Raw genomic sequence first — 14856 nt, 5'->3', positions numbered from 1 at the left:
TTTTCCGTGCCGCTCATACCTTCGCTCTTTTCTTGGCGCGTGGCGGCAAACCGGCAAAAACCTCGTCCATATGCTCGCCGAGCCCCGGCGGCGGCCTGCTCGGCAAAGGTGCCTCGCCATCGACCATGAAGCCGCCGCGCACCACGGTCAGCGGCCGGTCCATCCCGGACACAGCCTGGAAGCGCGCCGTCATGCCGCGCTGGATCACCTGTTGCTCTTGCAGTACCTGCGGGATTGTCAGCACCCGGCCTGCCGGCACGCCGGCGCGATTGAACGTCTCCTCCCAGGCGGCGGCAGAGCCGCTCGCCAAGGCATCCTCGATCAGCGCTTTCAATGCAATGCGGTTCTGCTTGCGCGTTTCGCGCTCGGCAAAGCGGACATCCGACGCCAGCTCCGGCCGATCGATCAACCGGCACAGTGTGACGAACTGCTCCTGCTTGTTGGCTGCGATGTTGAGCAAGCCGTCGCCGGTGCGAAACGCGCCAGACGGTGCGGCCGTCATATTTTCATTGCCCATCGGCTGCGGCTCGACGTCCGCCGTCAGATAGTTCGACACCGGCCAGCCGAGCGCAGAAAGCGTGCATTCGAGCATAGAGACGTCGAGGAACGCACCCTCGCCTGTCGTCTTCTGCTTGACCAGCGCGGCGGTAATGGCGAACGCCCCGACCAGCCCGCCAAGCGTATCGGCGACGGGATAGCCGACACGCAGCGGCGCCGTTTCCGGTGTACCGGTGATGCTCATGATGCCGGAAAGACCCTGGATGATCTGGTCATAGGCTGGATTGTCGCGCATCGGCCCGGTCTGGCCGAAGCCCGATATCGCACAATAGACAAGGCTTGGCCGGACCTCCTTCAGCCTGGCATGGCCAAGCCCCAGCCGGTCCATGACGCCGGGGCGGAAATTCTCGACCAGCGCGTCGGCCGAAGCGACCAGATCGAGGAAGCGTTCGCGGTCGGCCTCCTGCTTGAGATCGAGCGCCACCGAGCGTTTGCCGGCATTCTGCGCCAGGAACGAAGCGCCCATGCCCACCCGGTTGAGCTCCGGCGAGGCGCCAAGCTGGCGCGCCAGATCACCGCCTTGCGGCGTCTCGACCTTGATGACGTCGGCCCCGAGCAATGCCAGCTGGTAGGCGCAATAGGGGCCGGCCAGCACATTGGTCAGGTCAAGGATGCGGATGCCGGAAAGCAGGTCTGTCATGACGTCACGAACAGCTCAGGCATCGCCCGGCACGTGCTCCGGTCCGCGCATGCGCCTGTGCTCGATGTAAGCCCAGATATGCGGTCCAACCAACCCGATGAAGGCCAGCGTCAGCAGCGTCAGCGACAGCGGATGCTTGTAGAACACCGTCCAATCGCCGTTCGAGATGGTCATCGCGCGGCGGAACTGCGTTTCGGCAAGCGGCCCGAGAATCATGCCGATGATGACTGGCGCGGTCGGGAAATCGAAACGCCGCATCAGGAAGCCGGCGGCACCGAGCAGATAGAGGATGATGAGGTCGATCGGCGATTGCGAAATGCCGTAGGTGCCGACCGTGGCGAACACCAGAATGCCGGCATAGAGCTGCGGCGCCGGAATCTTCAGTAATCGCACCCAGAGCCCGATCAGCGGCAGGTTGAGGACGACGAGGATGACATTGGCGATGAACAGGCTGGCGATCAGCCCCCACACCAGGTCGGCCTGCGTCGTCAGCAGCAGCGGCCCCGGATTGATGCCGTAGCTCTGAAATGCCGACAGCATGATCGCGGCCGTCGCCGAGGTCGGCAGGCCGAGCGTCAGCATCGGCACCAGCACGCCGGCGGCGGATGCATTATTGGCCGCTTCCGGCCCGGCAACGCCCTCGATGGCACCGACCGTGCCGAACTCCTCCTTGTGTCTGGAGAGTTTCTTCTCGATGGCATAGGAGAGGAAGGTCGGGATTTCGGCGCCGCCGGCCGGCATGGCGCCGATCGGGAAGCCGATCAGGGAGCCGCGCAGCCATGGCCTCCACGAGCGCGACCATTCAGCCGCGGTCATGTAGAGCGACCCTTTCAACGGCACGATGTCGTCCTTGCCGGCATAGCGGCGCGAGGCCATGTAAAGCGTCTCGCCAACGGCGAACAGGCCAACGGCGACGACGATGACGTCGACGCCGTCCAACAATTCGCTCATGCCGAAGGTGAAGCGCGGCTGCCCCGTCTGCAGATCGACGCCTATCATGCCGACGACGAAGCCGACGAACAGGCTGGTCAGGCCGCGCACCGACGACGAGCCGAGCACCGCCGAAACCGTGATGAAGGCCAGCACCATCAGCGAGAAATATTCGGCCGGACCGAAAGCCAGCGCGAATTTGACGACGATCGGCGCCAGGAAGGCAACGCCGATCGTGCCCAGCGTGCCGGCGACGAAGGAGCCGATCGCCGAGGTTGCCAAGGCCGCACCGCCACGGCCGGAGCGGGCCATCCGGTTGCCTTCCAGCGCGGTGACGATAGTGGCGCTTTCGCCAGGCGTGTTGAGCAGGATCGATGTCGTCGAGCCGCCATACATGGCGCCGTAATAGATGCCGGCAAACAGGATGAACGACGCCTCCGGCGCCACCTGGTAGGTGATCGGCAACAGCAACGCGATGGTCAATGCCGGCCCGAGGCCGGGCAGCACGCCGATCGCAGTCCCCAGCGTGGTGCCGACCAGGCACCATATGAGATTGATCGGCGAGAAGGCGACCGAAAATCCGTGCGCGAGATGGCCGAGCGTTTCCATGGCGTCAGCCCCTCAGCACGGCAACGACCGAATCGACGATCGCGTTCAGCTGGTTTTCGATGAAGCCGGCGCCGATATTGACGCCGAGTGCCCTGGCAAAGCCGAAATAGGCGGCCAGCGCCAGGATCAGACCGAGCAGCACGTCACGCAGCGGACGCCGGCTGCCGAAACCGTGGCAGATGAGAACGAACATGATGACAGATGCGGCGGTAAAGCCGAGCGGCTGGATCAGCACGAGGTTGGCGATCAGTCCGAGGACGACGATGCCCATCGCCTTCCAGTCGGTCGGCGTCTCCTTTTCGTCCTCCGGCTGCCATCCGCCCCGCAAGGCGGCAATGATGAGCAGCAGCGACAGGATCACCATCCCCGTCATGGTGATGTAGGGAAAGACGGTCGGACCGACCTTGGAATAGAGCGGCGACACCGGGATTGCCAGCGTCTGCCAGGCAACCGCACCCGCACAGGCGAGGAGCCCAACGCCGATCAGCAGTTCGGGCACTGCAAGGCGCGGCGGCGCCTGCTGGTCGCTGGTGCTCATCATCGTCCTCCCAATGTCGGTCCCTTGGGGCCGGTTCTCCTTGGACCGGTCTCACTCGGCCGATCTCGGCGTAGTTTCACCTCCGGCGCCGCGTATGTCCATGCGGCTGGCGAAAGTCGGCAAGGGTTGGCGCAGGCCGCCCCTTGCCGAGAGCATCACGCCAGGCCGAGGTCCTTGAGGATCGTCCCGATGCGGGCCGTGTCTTCGGCGACGAATTTCGCATAGTCGTCACCGGTGAGCAGGATCTGCGTCCAGTTGCGGTTCTTGCATTCGGTGGCCCAGGCGTCGCTCTTGGCCATCGTCTCGATCAGCTTGATCATTGCTGCCTTGTCGGCGTCCGAGACGCCGGGCGGCGCGAAGACGCCGCGCCAGTTGAACAGCTCGACGTCGATGCCGGCTTCCTTCATGGTCGGAGCATCGATGCCCTCCTGGCGTTTGTCGGCAGATATCGCCAGCAGCCGCAGCGCGCCCGCCTTGACCTGTTCGGCGAACTCGCCATAGCCCGAGATGCCGGCCGCGACCTGGTTGCCGAGCAGCGCCGACAGCGCCTCGCCGCCGCCGGCGAACGGCACATAGGACAGGTTGGTTGCAGGAACACCGACGGTCTTGGCGATGAGGCCGAACAAGATGTGGTCCGAGCCGCCGGCCGAACCGCCGGCGACTGGAACCTGCGTCGGGTCGGCCTTGAGGGCGGCAACGAAGTCGGCCGCAGTCTTGAACGGCGAGGCGGCCGGCACCACAAGCGCCTCGAACTCGCCGGTAAGGCGGGCGATCGGGGTGACCTCGGTAAGGTTGTTGGCCGCCTTGTTGGCGATGATGGCGCCGACCATGACCATGCCAGCCACCATCAGCGCATTGCCCTTGCCCTTCCACTGGTTGACGAACTGCGGCAGGCCGACGGTGCCACCGGCGCCGCCGACATTGGTGATCTGCGAGCCGGAGATCAGCTTTTCACTGCGCAGCACCTGGTCCATGGCGCGCGCCGTCTGGTCCCAGCCGCCGCCCGGCGCCGCCGGCACGAAAATCTGCAGCTGCGGTGCGTCCTGCGCGAAAGCGGGGATAAAATGCGATGCCGCGAGCCCGGCAGCACCTGCCGCCGCGGTGCTCATCAAGAATCTGCGTCTGTTCAGCATGGGATTCCTCCAAATCGCGACACCTCCTCCGGTGCCTGCCAGAAACGTAGCCTGAATTCAGACCCGCTCGATAAAATTCATGCAGAGTTTGCGTCATCCTGTCAAAGACAGAACACTCCCCATGCGCCACAATCGGCCCGTGCGATGTTCAGGCTGGCGAACTCGACGCCCGACTACGATGTGGCAGGCAGTGCCCAGACAGCATCGGTCAGGGCTGCCGCTGCAGCAGGATGGTCGGCTTGTCTTGATAGACGGTTCGCAGCACTTCGCCATAACCGCATTTTGCCGCGACGTTCAGCGAGCCGGTGTTTTCCGGATCGATGATGCAGACGGTCTTCGCGGCTGCAAATGCCTCATCGCCCCAGGCAAGCACCCGTGCGACGACTTCGCTGGCCAACCCCTGGCCATGCACGCCCGAAACCAGAGCCCATCCGGCCTCCGGAATGCCCTCGATCGACGGCGTCATGTCGCGTTTCAGATCGTGGAAGCCGGCCTCGCCGATGAAGCGGCTGGTCGCCTTTTCCTCGACCGCCCAGAAGCCGTAGCCCAGAAGCGACCACAGGCCGGCATGGCGCAGGAAACGCATCCAGCTTTCCTCCCGCGTGCGCGGCTTGCCGCCGATAAAACGGGTGACGACGGGATCGGCCCACATTGCGACATAGGCGTCGAAATCGTCCAGCCGGTGCGGTCGCAGGACCGTGCGAGAGGTCTCAATCACTGGGGCGACAATCGTCTGCGGACTGGTCATGGTCATGCCTCGGTTGTGTTGCCGGTGCCTAATGCCGGTCATCCAACGGTTAGGACAGCGACATGCATAAAATGGGGAATCAAAATCCGTTGCGTAAAACAAGAACCAAGGCTGTGTAGATCATCTTCCAGGCTGATGTGAATCCCGCCAAGCGGTGTTAGTTTTTCGCCAGTATTTGGTTCACTGCGTTCGGTTTCGGCGCTGCCGTCCGACAGAGGGGAAACAGCATGGACACCACCGACCTTGTGCTTACCATCTTCCATCATCTGCTGGTGTTTTCGCTGGCAGGCATCATCGGCGCCGAATTCGTCCTGATCCGCAGCGACCTGTCCGCCGCGACGCTGAAGCGGCTTGTCGGTATCGATCGCCATTACGGCATCATTGCCATGCTGATCATCGTCGTCGGCATCGGCCGCGTCATCTATGGTCTCAAGGGCTGGGAATTCTACGTCTACAACTGGATGTTCTGGGCAAAGATGGCCGCTTTCGCAATTGTCGGCCTGTTGTCGATTATCCCGACCGTCCGATTCCTGTCCTGGAGCAGGCAGGCGAGCGCCAGTCCCGGCTTCCAGGTGCCTGCGGCGGAGCTAGCGTCCGTTCGCACCTATGTCCGCACCGAGGCATTCATCTTCCTGTTGATCCCGGTGTTCGCGGCGGCGATGGCGCGCGGCTACGGCTATTAAGATAGGTCGGAGGAAGGGCATCGCGCGGCCCGACCTTTCCACTCATTTGCGCGGACAAACGTGCAGTTTGCCGTTTGAGGCGATTGTCATTTGTCGGGTTGCGCTAGTTATTGCTCCATCTACATTCGGTTTGAGAGGAACTCCGCGCAGCGGTTGGTAATTCGTATTCTGGGAGGAAATCACGATGAGAAAATTCGTCGCCGCGCTGGCTGCCGTTGCGGTCGCCATGCTTTACCCGTTGGCCGCGGGCGCGCAGACGTACCCCGAACGCACCATCACCGTTGTCGTGCCGTTTTCGGCCGGCGGCCCAACCGACACCGTCACGCGTCTTGTCGCGGAAGCCATGTCGAAGGACCTCGGCCAGCAGGTCATCGTCGAGAATGTCGGCGGCGCCGGCGGCACGCTAGGCGCCGGCCGCGTCGCGAATGCCGATCCTGACGGCTATACGCTGCTCCTGCATCACATCGGCATGGCGACCAGCGCGACGCTGTATAGGAACCTCGCCTACGACACGCTGAACGCGTTCGAATATATCGGTCTCGTCACAGAAGTGCCGATGACCATCGTCGGCCGCAAGGATCTCGAGCCGACCGATCTGAAGGGACTGGTCGACTATGCCAAGGCCAACAAGGACACCGTCACCGTCGCCAATGCCGGGATAGGCGCGGCCTCGCAACTGTGCGGCATGCTGTTCATGAGCGCCATCGGCACGCCGCTGGTCACCGTTCCCTACAAAGGCACTGGCCCGGCCATGACCGACCTTCTCGGCGGCCAGGTCGACATCATGTGCGACCAGACGACCAACACCACCAAGCAGATCCAGGGCGGCACGATCAAGGGCTATGCCGTAACCTCGGCGCAACGCCTCGACGTGCTTCCGGACGTGCCGACAACGACGGAAGCCGGCCTTCCGCAGGTGCAGGTCGGCATCTGGCACGGAATCTATGCACCCAAGGGCACGCCGGCCGAGATCACCGAGCGCCTGTCGAAATCGCTGCAGGTGGCGCTGAAGGATCAGAACGTCGTCGCCCGCTTTGCCGAACTCGGCACCAAGCCGTCGCCCGAGGCCGACGCCACGCCGGCCGCGCTCAAGGCCAAGCTGGAAAGTGAGATCGCGCGGTGGAAGCCTATCATCGAAGCGGCCGGCCAGTACGCCGACTAAAGCTTGAACGGGGCGCCACCAGCGCCCCGTTTTTACACGGCATGGGCAAGCCCGCGGCGCGGCCCGGGAGGACGTCATGAAACCGTTCGCAATCGACAGAACCAACGGCATTTGCGCAGCGCTGTTCATCTTCCTCGGCGCATTTTTCGCGCTGCAGTCGCTCGGCCTCGAAATCGGCACCGCCTTCCGTATGGGACCGGGCTATTTCCCGCTGGTGCTGGCGATCGTGCTGATCCTGCTTGGCGCCGTCATCCTCGTCCAAGCGGTGCGTTTCGAGAGCGACCCGATCGGCCACATCGCGTGGCGCGGCATGCTGTTCATTCTGCCCGCTCCGATCTTCTTCGGCCTGACGGTGCGCGGCCTCGGCTTTATCCCCTCGATCTTCCTGACGGCGCTAATCGCATCGTTCGGCAGCGGCCGTATGAAGCCGCTGACCGCGCTCGTGCTGTCGGCCGGCCTGACGCTGTTCGCATTCGTCGTCTTCAGCTACGCACTCGGCCTGCCGTTCCGGCGTTTCGGCCCGTGGCTGCCCCTATCATTGTGAGGAGATGAAATGGAACTCCTCAACAATCTCGCACTCGGCTTTTCGACGGCCACATCTTTGGCAAACCTCGGTTTCTGCCTGATCGGCGTCCTTCTCGGCACGCTGATTGGTGTCCTGCCCGGCATCGGCGCCACCGCAACCATTGCCATGCTGTTGCCGATCACCTTCCAGATCGGCGATCCGGTTTCCTCCCTCATCATGCTCGCCGGCATCTATTACGGCGCGCAGTATGGCGGTTCGACTACCGCCATCCTCATCAACATGCCCGGCGAATCTTCGTCGGCCGTCACCGCCATCGACGGCTACCAAATGGCCAGGAACGGTCGCGCCGGGGCGGCACTGGCGACCGCGGCGATAGGCTCGTTCTTTGCCGGCACGGTGTCGACGTTCCTCGTCGCCATCTTTGCCCCACCGCTGACGGCGATAGCGCTGAGATTCGGCGCAGCCGAGTATTTTTCGCTGATGATTGTCGGCCTGGTCTCGTCCGTCGCGCTCGCCCACGGCTCGATCGTCAAGGCACTGGCCATGGTCGTGCTCGGCCTGCTGCTCGGACTTGTCGGCACGGATATCTACACCGGCACGCCCCGCTTCACGCTCGGCATCCGCGAATATGCCGACGGGCTGAATTTCGTCGCAGTGGCGGTCGGTGTCTTCGGCGTCGCCGAGATACTGCGCAACCTCGAAAACGAGCATGAGCGTTCCGTGCTGATCCGAAAGATCTCCGGCCTTATGCCGACCCGCGAAGATTTTCGGCGCATGGCGGCCCCCATCGTGCGCGGAACAATCATCGGTTCGGCGCTCGGCATCCTGCCGGGAGGCGGCGCGATCCTTGCCGCCTTTGCCTCCTACACCGTCGAAAAACGTGTCTCGAAAAGTCCGGGGGAATTCGGCAAAGGCGCAATCGAAGGCGTCGCCGGACCGGAATCGGCCAACAATGCCGGCGCACAAACCTCCTTTATCCCGATGCTGACGCTCGGCATTCCGGCCAACCCGGTAATGGCGCTGATGATCGGCGCGATGATCATCCAGGGCATCGTACCCGGCCCCAATGTTGCGATCGAACAGCCTGCACTGTTTTGGGGTATCATCACCTCGATGTGGATCGGCAATCTGATGCTGATCGTCTTGAATCTGCCGCTAATCGGGCTTTGGGTGAAACTGCTTACGATCCCGTATTACGTGCTCTTCCCGATCATCATGGCGTTCTGCTCGATCGGCGTTTACAGCGTCAACACCAACGTCTACGACCTCTATGCAGTCGCACTCTTCGGCTTGCTTGGCTATCTCCTGACCAAGCTGCGCTGCGAACCCGCGCCGCTGCTGCTTGGCTTCGTGCTCGGCCCGCTGCTCGAGGAAAACCTGCGCCGCGCCATGATCCTCTCTCGCGGCGATCCGAGTACCTTCGTGACGAGACCGATCAGCGCCAGCCTGCTCCTCATCGCGCTCGCCGTGCTCGTCATCGTGTTTCTCCCCGCGGTCAGGAAGAAGCGCGAGGAGGTGTTTGTCGAAGAGAGCTCCTGAACGTGGATGGCGCCACATAGGAGGAACTTCAGAGTCACTTGGCTGGCACTGATTCAGTAGCCGCCTCTACTGGCCCGAGCGGCGCGATCTCGACCAGTGGTGCAGGCACGCTGGTCGTCTTTTCCTTGGCCTTGCAGATATCGGCGATGACGCAGGCAGGGCAATCCGGCTTACGCGCCTTGCAGACATAGCGGCCGTGCAGGATCAGCCAATGATGCGCATGTCGCATATATTCGTCCGGAATGATCTTCAGGAATCCTTGCTCGACCTGTTCCGGCGTCTTGCCCGGCGCCAGGCCGAGCCTGTTGCCGATGCGGAAGATGTGCGTGTCGACCGCCATCGTATGCTGGCCGAAGGCGACGTTGAGCACGACATTGGCGGTCTTGCGGCCGACACCCGGCAGCTCGACCAGTTGATCGCGATCATCGGGCACCTTGCCGCCGTGGTCGCGGATCAGGGCTTCCGACAACGCGATGACATTCTTGGCCTTGTTGCGCCACAGCCCGATAGTGCGGATATGGTCGCCGAGCCTGGTCTCGCCCAGCGCCAGCATTTTCTGCGGCGTGTCGGCGATCTTGAACAGCGCCCGCGTCGCCCTGTTGACGCCGGCGTCCGTCGCCTGCGCCGAAAGCACCACCGCCACCAGCAGCGTGAAGGCGTTGATATGTTCGAGTTCGCCTCTCGGTTCCGGCCGCTGAACGGAAAAGCGCCGGAAAATCTCATGCACCTCGGCCGGGCTGTAAAGCGCCCGCGACCTCGCCGGCCGCGGACGCGGCTTGGCGTTCGAGCCGTCGCGGCGGCCGGGCAACAGGTCTTTTTTTAGCGCCGAAGAGTTTTTGGACTTGGGGCTTGTCATTGCTTTCCTATAATATTCTGTAATGAGCGACACAAACGCCTCATTTCAGGCCGACGAGCCATTCTTCCAGGCGCTGCTGATACCGCACCGGTCGCTGGGCAAGACCGGCTTTGTCATCCTGATGGGCGCATTCCTGTTCGGGTGGCTGGTGACCGGAGCGTTTTTCCTGTCGCGCGGCGCCTGGCCGGTGTTCGGCTTCTTCGGCCTCGATGTTATTGCCATCTATATCGCCTTCCGCGCCAATTATCGTGCCGCTCGGGCTCGCGAGGAGGTGTCGGTGTCTCGCACCAGCCTCGATATCCGCAAGACTGCCCCGTCAGGCAAATCGGAAGCACATCGCTTCAATCCGTTCTGGGCACGCTTTTCGATCGCCCGCCACACCGAAATCGGCATCACCAGAATGGCGGTCGAGGCGCAAGGAAAAACAGTCTCGCTCGGTGGCTTCCTCAACCCCGACGACCGCGAAAGTTTTGCCACCGCATTTTCGCGCGCTCTGGCGACCGCCAAGGCGCGCTGACGATCAAAACCGAAATCTCAACAGCCTGCCGACCCTCCGAAGAGCCGGAACGTGGCTCCAGAGGCGAAAGACCAGTCCGGCGAACCAGCTCACACGGGCGGCATGTTCGGGTTTGTACGCCATCGTTTCCTCGACCAACCGCAGGCCGGGCACTGACCGTTCCAAGTCGCGCGGATCGTTGATCGCCCAGTGGAGTTCGGCTCCGGTGGCGCGGAACGACCGGTTGAGGCGCACGAGCTTTAGACCCAGGTCGCTGTAGGCATCGCAGATAAATTCGCCGCTGGCCAGATGCGACACAAGCCGCGAAACCAGTCTTGGGCCCTCGTCAGCGGCAAGGTAGGGGGTCAGGCCCTCCGCCACGACCATCGCCGGGCGATCGCCGGGCACTTCATCCAACCAGCCAGGCTCCGTGACGGATGATCCGATCAGGTGGTAATGCTCGCGCATCGGGTAGAGCTTGCGCCTGAGCTCGATGACTTCGGCGTAGTCGACGTCGAACCAGTCGACGCCGGCTGGCGGGTCGATACGGAATATTCGTGTGTCCAGCCCGCAGCCGAGATGCAGTACAATGGCGTTCGGGTTGTTCGCCAGAAAAGCCGAAACCCAGTCGTCCAGCGTCTTGGCCGGATCGCCAGACCGACGCCGAGATTGTTGTCGACCTTGAGCCGCGAGAAATCGTAGTCGATGCGGCGAACCGCCTCGTCCGCAAAGCGGTCTTTCAGCAGCGAGTTGGGAAGCCGGCTTTCCAGCGCCTTGCCGTAGACGGTGATCAGCAGCGTTTCTTTTTCCTTGGTCAGCTGCATCTTCTCGCCGGCCATGATTGTCCTCCCCATTCAAAGCCAACTCTATCTGGGTACATGCTGCGGGAAAGCAAGTTTCGGGTGGTGATCGGCGCCGCGAAGGACGATATTCGCACTCAAGGAGATACTACCATGAACGCCCAAATGCCTCTCAAAACGACAGCAATCCTTCAGAAAGACATCACGCCTGAAGGCGGCGACTACGAAATCGTCCGTCGTGCCATCGAAAAGATCAGCCTCGACTATCGCGACCAGCCTTCGTTGGAAGTGCTGGCCGAGGAGGTCGGCGAGACGCCGACCGGGCTGCAGAAGCTGTTCACCCGCTGGGCCGGCCTGTCGCCGAAGGCTTTTCTGCAGGCCGTCACCCTCGATCATGCGCGCAAACTGCTGGATTCCGGCATGCCGCTGCTGGAAACTTCGTTCGAACTCGGCATGTCCGGCCCAGGCCGGCTGCACGATCTGTTCGTCACCCATGAAGCGATGTCGCCGGGCGACTACAAGACCCGCGGCGCAGGGCTCACCATCCGCTACGGCTATCATATCTCGCCTTTCGGCATCGCTTTGATCATGGTGACGGACCGCGGCCTTGCCGGCCTCGCCTTCAACGACCCCGGCGGCGAGCGCGCGACCTTTGCCGACATGTCCAGCCGCTGGCCGAATGCGACCTATGTCGAGGACATGGCGGCGACGGCGCCCTATGCCGCGCGCATCTTCGATCCGACGCTGTGGCGCGCCGACCAGCCGCTGCGCGTCGTCATGATCGGCACCGACTTCCAGGTCCGCGTCTGGGAGGCCTTGCTGCGCATTCCGATGGGCAAGGCCTGCACCTATTCCTCGATCGCCGCGCGCATCGGCGCACCGAGCGCCAGCCGGGCTGTCGGTGCCGCGGTCGGTGCCAATCCGATGTCCTTCGTCGTGCCGTGCCACCGGGCTCTCGGCAAGTCCGGCGCGCTCACCGGCTACCATTGGGGCCTGACGCGCAAACGCGCCATCCTCGGCTGGGAGGCGGGACAAGTCTCTTCTTGAATAGCCAACGAATGGAACGATAGGAGCGAAGGGCCCCGAGGGTGACAAGCAGCGATCTTACGGAGTAGCTTCCCGCGCAATTAGAGTGACATGCGCTAGCGGGAGGCACTTCTTGATCGTCGTCATCGGTTCCATCAATCTCGACCTCATCGCCAGTGTCGACCGCTTGCCCGGTCCCGGCGAAACGGTGCGCGGCTCCGGTTTCGCCACCGCCCCCGGCGGCAAGGGAGCCAACCAGGCGCTGGCCGCCGCCCGCGCCGGCGCCAAGGTGCGCATGGTCGGCGCGGTCGGCAAGGACAGCTTCGCCGGCGAGGCTTTGGCGCTGCTGCGCGACGGCAAGATCGACCTGTCCGGCGTCGGCGAGACCTTTGCCTCGACGGGTACCGCGTTGATCATGGTCGGCGCCGACGGCGAGAACGTGATCGCCGTCGTGGCGGGCGCCAATGATTCGGTCGTGCCGGGTGACCTTTCCAAGGCTTTCCTGAAAAACGGCGATGTCGTGCTGCTGCAGTTGGAGGTCCCGTTGCAAACGGTCGAGACAGCGCTTGACGCGGCAAGGACGGCCAACGCGGTCACCGTGCTCAACACCGCACCTTTCCACGGCGACGCGGCCGGCTTCCTCGGCAAGGCCGACTATCTCGTCGCCAACGAGACCGAGTTCGACCTCTATGGTGAGGCGCTGTCGTTGAGTGGCCGCGACCGCCCGGCACGGATGCGCGACTATGCCTCGAGAACTGGCCGCACCATCGTCGTCACGCTTGGCCCAGACGGCGTTCTCGCCGCGACGCCGGACGATCTCCTGATGGTTCCGGCGCTGAAGATCACTCCGCTCGACACGGTCGGCGCCGGCGACACGTTCTGCGGCTATTTTGCTGCCGGACTGGCGGCAGGCCTGCCGCTCGACCAGGCGCTTGCCCGCGCTGCCGCAGCCGGTTCGCTGGCCTGCCTGAAAGCCGGCGCCCAGCCTGCCATCCCGCTGGCCAGGGATGTCGACGCCGCCATGCCGACATCTGCCGGCTGAAGCGCGATGACAGCCACGCGCCCGACCACCAGGCATGCCGTGCCGCCCGCCGGCGACATCTGCCGCCTGTCCGCCGTGGAACTGGCCGACAGGATCAGGCGCCGGCAGCTTTCGGTGCGCGAAGTGATCGCTGCATTCCTGGACCGGATCGAGGCGGTGAACCCACAGGTCAACGCCATCGTTTCATTGCGTGAGCGTGCCGACATCCTGCGCGAGGCCGACGAGGCAGACGCTCATTTGGCGCGAGGAGCAGATACCGGATCGCTGTTCGGTCTGCCGATCGCGATCAAGGATCTTGCGCTGACAAAAGGCCTGAGAACCACCTTCGGCTCGCCGATCTTCGCCGATTTCGTGCCTGAGGAAGACGACTTCTTCGTCGAGCGTGTTCGGCGGGCCGGCGCCATCATCATCGGCAAGACCAACGTTCCCGAATTCGGGCTCGGCTCCAACACCTACAATACCGTGTTTGGACAGACGCTCAACGCGTTCGACCCAGCGCTGACCGCCGGCGGCTCGAGCGGCGGCGCGGCGGTCGCGCTGGCGCTCGACATGATTCCCATTGCCGATGGCAGCGACTTCGGCGGTTCGCTGCGCAATCCCGCTGCCTACAACAATGTCTATGGCTTCCGCCCGTCGCAGGGATTGGTACCGGCCGGCCCTGATCTTGATGTGTTTCATGCGCAAATGGGCGTCGAAGGGCCGATGGGGCGTAACGTGCGCGACATCGCCCTGCTGCTCGACGTTCAGGCCGGCTATCATCCTCGCGCGCCGCTGTCGCATGATAAGCCAGGCTCGTTCCTCGAAGGGCTGGAATCGCGGGCGGCCGGCGGGCGCATCGCCTGGCTCGGCGATCTTGACGGTCATCTGCCGATTGAAGCAGGCATTCTACAGCTTTGCGAGGCAGCACTCGGCCGGTTAGCGGATCTATCCTTCGAGGCCGAGCCGCTGATGCCGGAATTCGAGTTCGAAGCGCTGTGGCAGGCCTTTGTAACGCTTCGCCAGGCGAGCAGCGGTTGTGCGCTCAAGGTGCATTACGACGATCCCTTGAAACGCCGCCTTCTCAAGCCGGAGGCCGTGTGGGAAGTGGAACATGCACTGGGCCTCACCGCACCGCAGATCCACGCCGCCACGGTGAGGCGCTCGTCATGGCACAAAACCCTGCTGTCGCTCTTCGATCGATTCGATCTCATCGCGCTGCCGACCGCGCAGGTCTTCCCTTTCGAGGTCTCCACCCACTGGCCAAGGGAAGTGGCCGGGCGTGCCATGGACAGCTATCATCGCTGGATGCAGGTTTCAGCGTTCGCCACGCTCGGCGGCTGCCCGGCGATCAATGTGCCGGTGGGCTTCGACCCCAAGGGCAGGCCGATGGGCATGCAATTGATCGGGCGGCCACGCGCTGACCTCTCGGTGCTGGGGGCGGCTGCCGCCTATGAGGCAACGCTACCATGGCAGGCCGGCGCCTGCTGAAATCAGCTCCGCATTGTCGGCGCCTCGCCGGCTTGCACGCAACTCATCGCCATGCATTGATCGCGACAGCGCGCCGCACGAGCGGCATTCTGCGGAGGGAAAA

At 63.5% G+C, this 14856-nt stretch carries 15 protein-coding genes and 1 pseudogene; 8 read left to right on the top strand and 8 right to left on the bottom strand.

The window, feature by feature from the left end:
* Positions 1 to 13 precede the first annotated feature (13 nt).
* The 5 genes from NKH29_RS21080 to NKH29_RS21060 form a co-directional block, all read right to left on the bottom strand.
* On the bottom strand, positions 14 to 1198 hold the full coding sequence (locus NKH29_RS21080; protein WP_352483578.1) for a CaiB/BaiF CoA transferase family protein: 1185 nt from the start codon (positions 1196 to 1198) through the stop codon (positions 14 to 16).
* 15 nt (positions 1199 to 1213) lie between these two features.
* Positions 1214 to 2737, bottom strand: coding sequence for a tripartite tricarboxylate transporter permease (locus NKH29_RS21075; RefSeq protein WP_352483579.1), 1524 nt, complete (start codon positions 2735 to 2737; stop codon positions 1214 to 1216).
* 4 nt (positions 2738 to 2741) lie between these two features.
* Positions 2742 to 3275 (bottom strand): tripartite tricarboxylate transporter TctB family protein, encoded by a 534-nt coding sequence (locus NKH29_RS21070; protein WP_023718981.1) that lies wholly within the window; start codon positions 3273 to 3275, stop codon positions 2742 to 2744.
* 155 nt (positions 3276 to 3430) lie between these two features.
* Positions 3431 to 4408 (bottom strand): Bug family tripartite tricarboxylate transporter substrate binding protein, encoded by a 978-nt coding sequence (locus tag NKH29_RS21065; RefSeq protein WP_352453995.1) that lies wholly within the window; start codon positions 4406 to 4408, stop codon positions 3431 to 3433.
* 208 nt (positions 4409 to 4616) lie between these two features.
* On the bottom strand, positions 4617 to 5156 hold the full coding sequence (locus NKH29_RS21060; protein ID WP_352483639.1) for a GNAT family N-acetyltransferase: 540 nt from the start codon (positions 5154 to 5156) through the stop codon (positions 4617 to 4619).
* Positions 5157 to 5383: 227 nt separating this feature from the next.
* Between NKH29_RS21060 and NKH29_RS21055 the strand changes: the two genes are divergently transcribed.
* From NKH29_RS21055 to NKH29_RS21040, 4 genes are all read left to right on the top strand, one after another.
* On the top strand, positions 5384 to 5839 hold the full coding sequence (locus NKH29_RS21055; protein ID WP_352483580.1) for a DUF2214 family protein: 456 nt from the start codon (positions 5384 to 5386) through the stop codon (positions 5837 to 5839).
* A gap of 184 nt (positions 5840 to 6023) precedes the next feature.
* Positions 6024 to 7001, top strand: coding sequence for a tripartite tricarboxylate transporter substrate-binding protein (locus NKH29_RS21050; protein WP_353000512.1), 978 nt, complete (start codon positions 6024 to 6026; stop codon positions 6999 to 7001).
* Positions 7002 to 7077: 76 nt separating this feature from the next.
* The gene (locus NKH29_RS21045) at positions 7078 to 7545 is read left to right on the top strand and encodes a tripartite tricarboxylate transporter TctB family protein (RefSeq protein ID WP_023718976.1); all 468 of its coding nucleotides are present in this window, start codon (positions 7078 to 7080) and stop codon (positions 7543 to 7545) included.
* 9 nt (positions 7546 to 7554) lie between these two features.
* The gene (locus NKH29_RS21040; RefSeq protein ID WP_023718975.1) at positions 7555 to 9066 is read left to right on the top strand and encodes a tripartite tricarboxylate transporter permease; all 1512 of its coding nucleotides are present in this window, start codon (positions 7555 to 7557) and stop codon (positions 9064 to 9066) included.
* 34 nt (positions 9067 to 9100) lie between these two features.
* Here NKH29_RS21040 and nth read toward each other — a convergent pair whose 3' ends face one another.
* Positions 9101 to 9922, bottom strand: coding sequence for an endonuclease III (gene nth / locus NKH29_RS21035; RefSeq protein WP_353000511.1), 822 nt, complete (start codon positions 9920 to 9922; stop codon positions 9101 to 9103).
* A 22-nt stretch (positions 9923 to 9944) separates the two neighbouring features.
* Here nth and NKH29_RS21030 point away from each other — a divergent pair, with 22 nt between their 5' ends.
* Positions 9945 to 10439, top strand: a complete 495-nt coding sequence (locus NKH29_RS21030; protein WP_353000509.1) for a DUF2244 domain-containing protein — start codon at positions 9945 to 9947, stop codon at positions 10437 to 10439.
* Positions 10440 to 10442: 3 nt separating this feature from the next.
* Here the strand turns inward: NKH29_RS21030 and NKH29_RS21025 are convergent, their stop codons facing one another.
* Positions 10443 to 10886 (bottom strand): hypothetical protein, encoded by a 444-nt coding sequence (locus NKH29_RS21025; RefSeq protein ID WP_352856895.1) that lies wholly within the window; start codon positions 10884 to 10886, stop codon positions 10443 to 10445.
* Between the two features lie 69 nt (positions 10887 to 10955).
* A pseudogene (locus NKH29_RS21020) lies at positions 10956 to 11276 on the bottom strand (hypothetical protein); the annotation flags it as partial.
* Positions 11277 to 11371: 95 nt separating this feature from the next.
* Here NKH29_RS21020 and NKH29_RS21015 point away from each other — a divergent pair.
* The 3 genes from NKH29_RS21015 to NKH29_RS21005 all read left to right on the top strand — a co-directional run bounded on the left by NKH29_RS21015 (position 11372) and on the right by NKH29_RS21005 (position 14753).
* Positions 11372 to 12265, top strand: coding sequence for a methylated-DNA--[protein]-cysteine S-methyltransferase (locus tag NKH29_RS21015; protein ID WP_352717399.1), 894 nt, complete (start codon positions 11372 to 11374; stop codon positions 12263 to 12265).
* 112 nt (positions 12266 to 12377) lie between these two features.
* Positions 12378 to 13286: a ribokinase gene (locus tag NKH29_RS21010; RefSeq protein ID WP_023718970.1), complete on the top strand. Its 909-nt coding sequence runs from the start codon at positions 12378 to 12380 to the stop codon at positions 13284 to 13286.
* 6 nt (positions 13287 to 13292) lie between these two features.
* Positions 13293 to 14753: an amidase gene (locus NKH29_RS21005; protein ID WP_353000507.1), complete on the top strand. Its 1461-nt coding sequence runs from the start codon at positions 13293 to 13295 to the stop codon at positions 14751 to 14753.
* Positions 14754 to 14856: the final 103 nt, after the last annotated feature.

Origin of the sequence: Mesorhizobium sp. M1295, assembly GCF_040318135.1 — a bacterium.
In the GTDB taxonomy this organism is placed as follows: domain Bacteria; phylum Pseudomonadota; class Alphaproteobacteria; order Rhizobiales; family Rhizobiaceae; genus Mesorhizobium.
Note: the sequence above shows the minus strand (reverse complement) of the source record. Positions and strands in the feature narration are given on the sequence as shown.

Bases quoted from the DNA above. Each gene is read 5' to 3' on its own strand.
- NKH29_RS21040 (WP_023718975.1), top strand. From the start codon at position 7,555: ATGGAACTCCTCAACAATCTCGCACTCGGCTTTTCGACGGCCACATCT.
- NKH29_RS21050 (WP_353000512.1), top strand. From the start codon at position 6,024: ATGAGAAAATTCGTCGCCGCGCTGGCTGCCGTTGCGGTCGCCATGCTT.
- NKH29_RS21075 (WP_352483579.1), bottom strand. From the start codon at position 2,737: ATGGAAACGCTCGGCCATCTCGCGCACGGATTTTCGGTCGCCTTCTCG.
- NKH29_RS21030 (WP_353000509.1), top strand. From the start codon at position 9,945: ATGAGCGACACAAACGCCTCATTTCAGGCCGACGAGCCATTCTTCCAG.
- NKH29_RS21070 (WP_023718981.1), bottom strand. From the start codon at position 3,275: ATGAGCACCAGCGACCAGCAGGCGCCGCCGCGCCTTGCAGTGCCCGAA.
- NKH29_RS21060 (WP_352483639.1), bottom strand. From the start codon at position 5,156: ATGACCAGTCCGCAGACGATTGTCGCCCCAGTGATTGAGACCTCTCGC.
- NKH29_RS21025 (WP_352856895.1), bottom strand. From the start codon at position 10,886: ATGCGCGAGCATTACCACCTGATCGGATCATCCGTCACGGAGCCTGGC.
- nth (WP_353000511.1), bottom strand. From the start codon at position 9,922: ATGACAAGCCCCAAGTCCAAAAACTCTTCGGCGCTAAAAAAAGACCTG.
- NKH29_RS21080 (WP_352483578.1), bottom strand. From the start codon at position 1,198: ATGACAGACCTGCTTTCCGGCATCCGCATCCTTGACCTGACCAATGTG.
- NKH29_RS21045 (WP_023718976.1), top strand. From the start codon at position 7,078: ATGAAACCGTTCGCAATCGACAGAACCAACGGCATTTGCGCAGCGCTG.
- NKH29_RS21005 (WP_353000507.1), top strand. From the start codon at position 13,293: ATGACAGCCACGCGCCCGACCACCAGGCATGCCGTGCCGCCCGCCGGC.
- NKH29_RS21065 (WP_352453995.1), bottom strand. From the start codon at position 4,408: ATGCTGAACAGACGCAGATTCTTGATGAGCACCGCGGCGGCAGGTGCT.
- NKH29_RS21015 (WP_352717399.1), top strand. From the start codon at position 11,372: ATGAACGCCCAAATGCCTCTCAAAACGACAGCAATCCTTCAGAAAGAC.
- NKH29_RS21055 (WP_352483580.1), top strand. From the start codon at position 5,384: ATGGACACCACCGACCTTGTGCTTACCATCTTCCATCATCTGCTGGTG.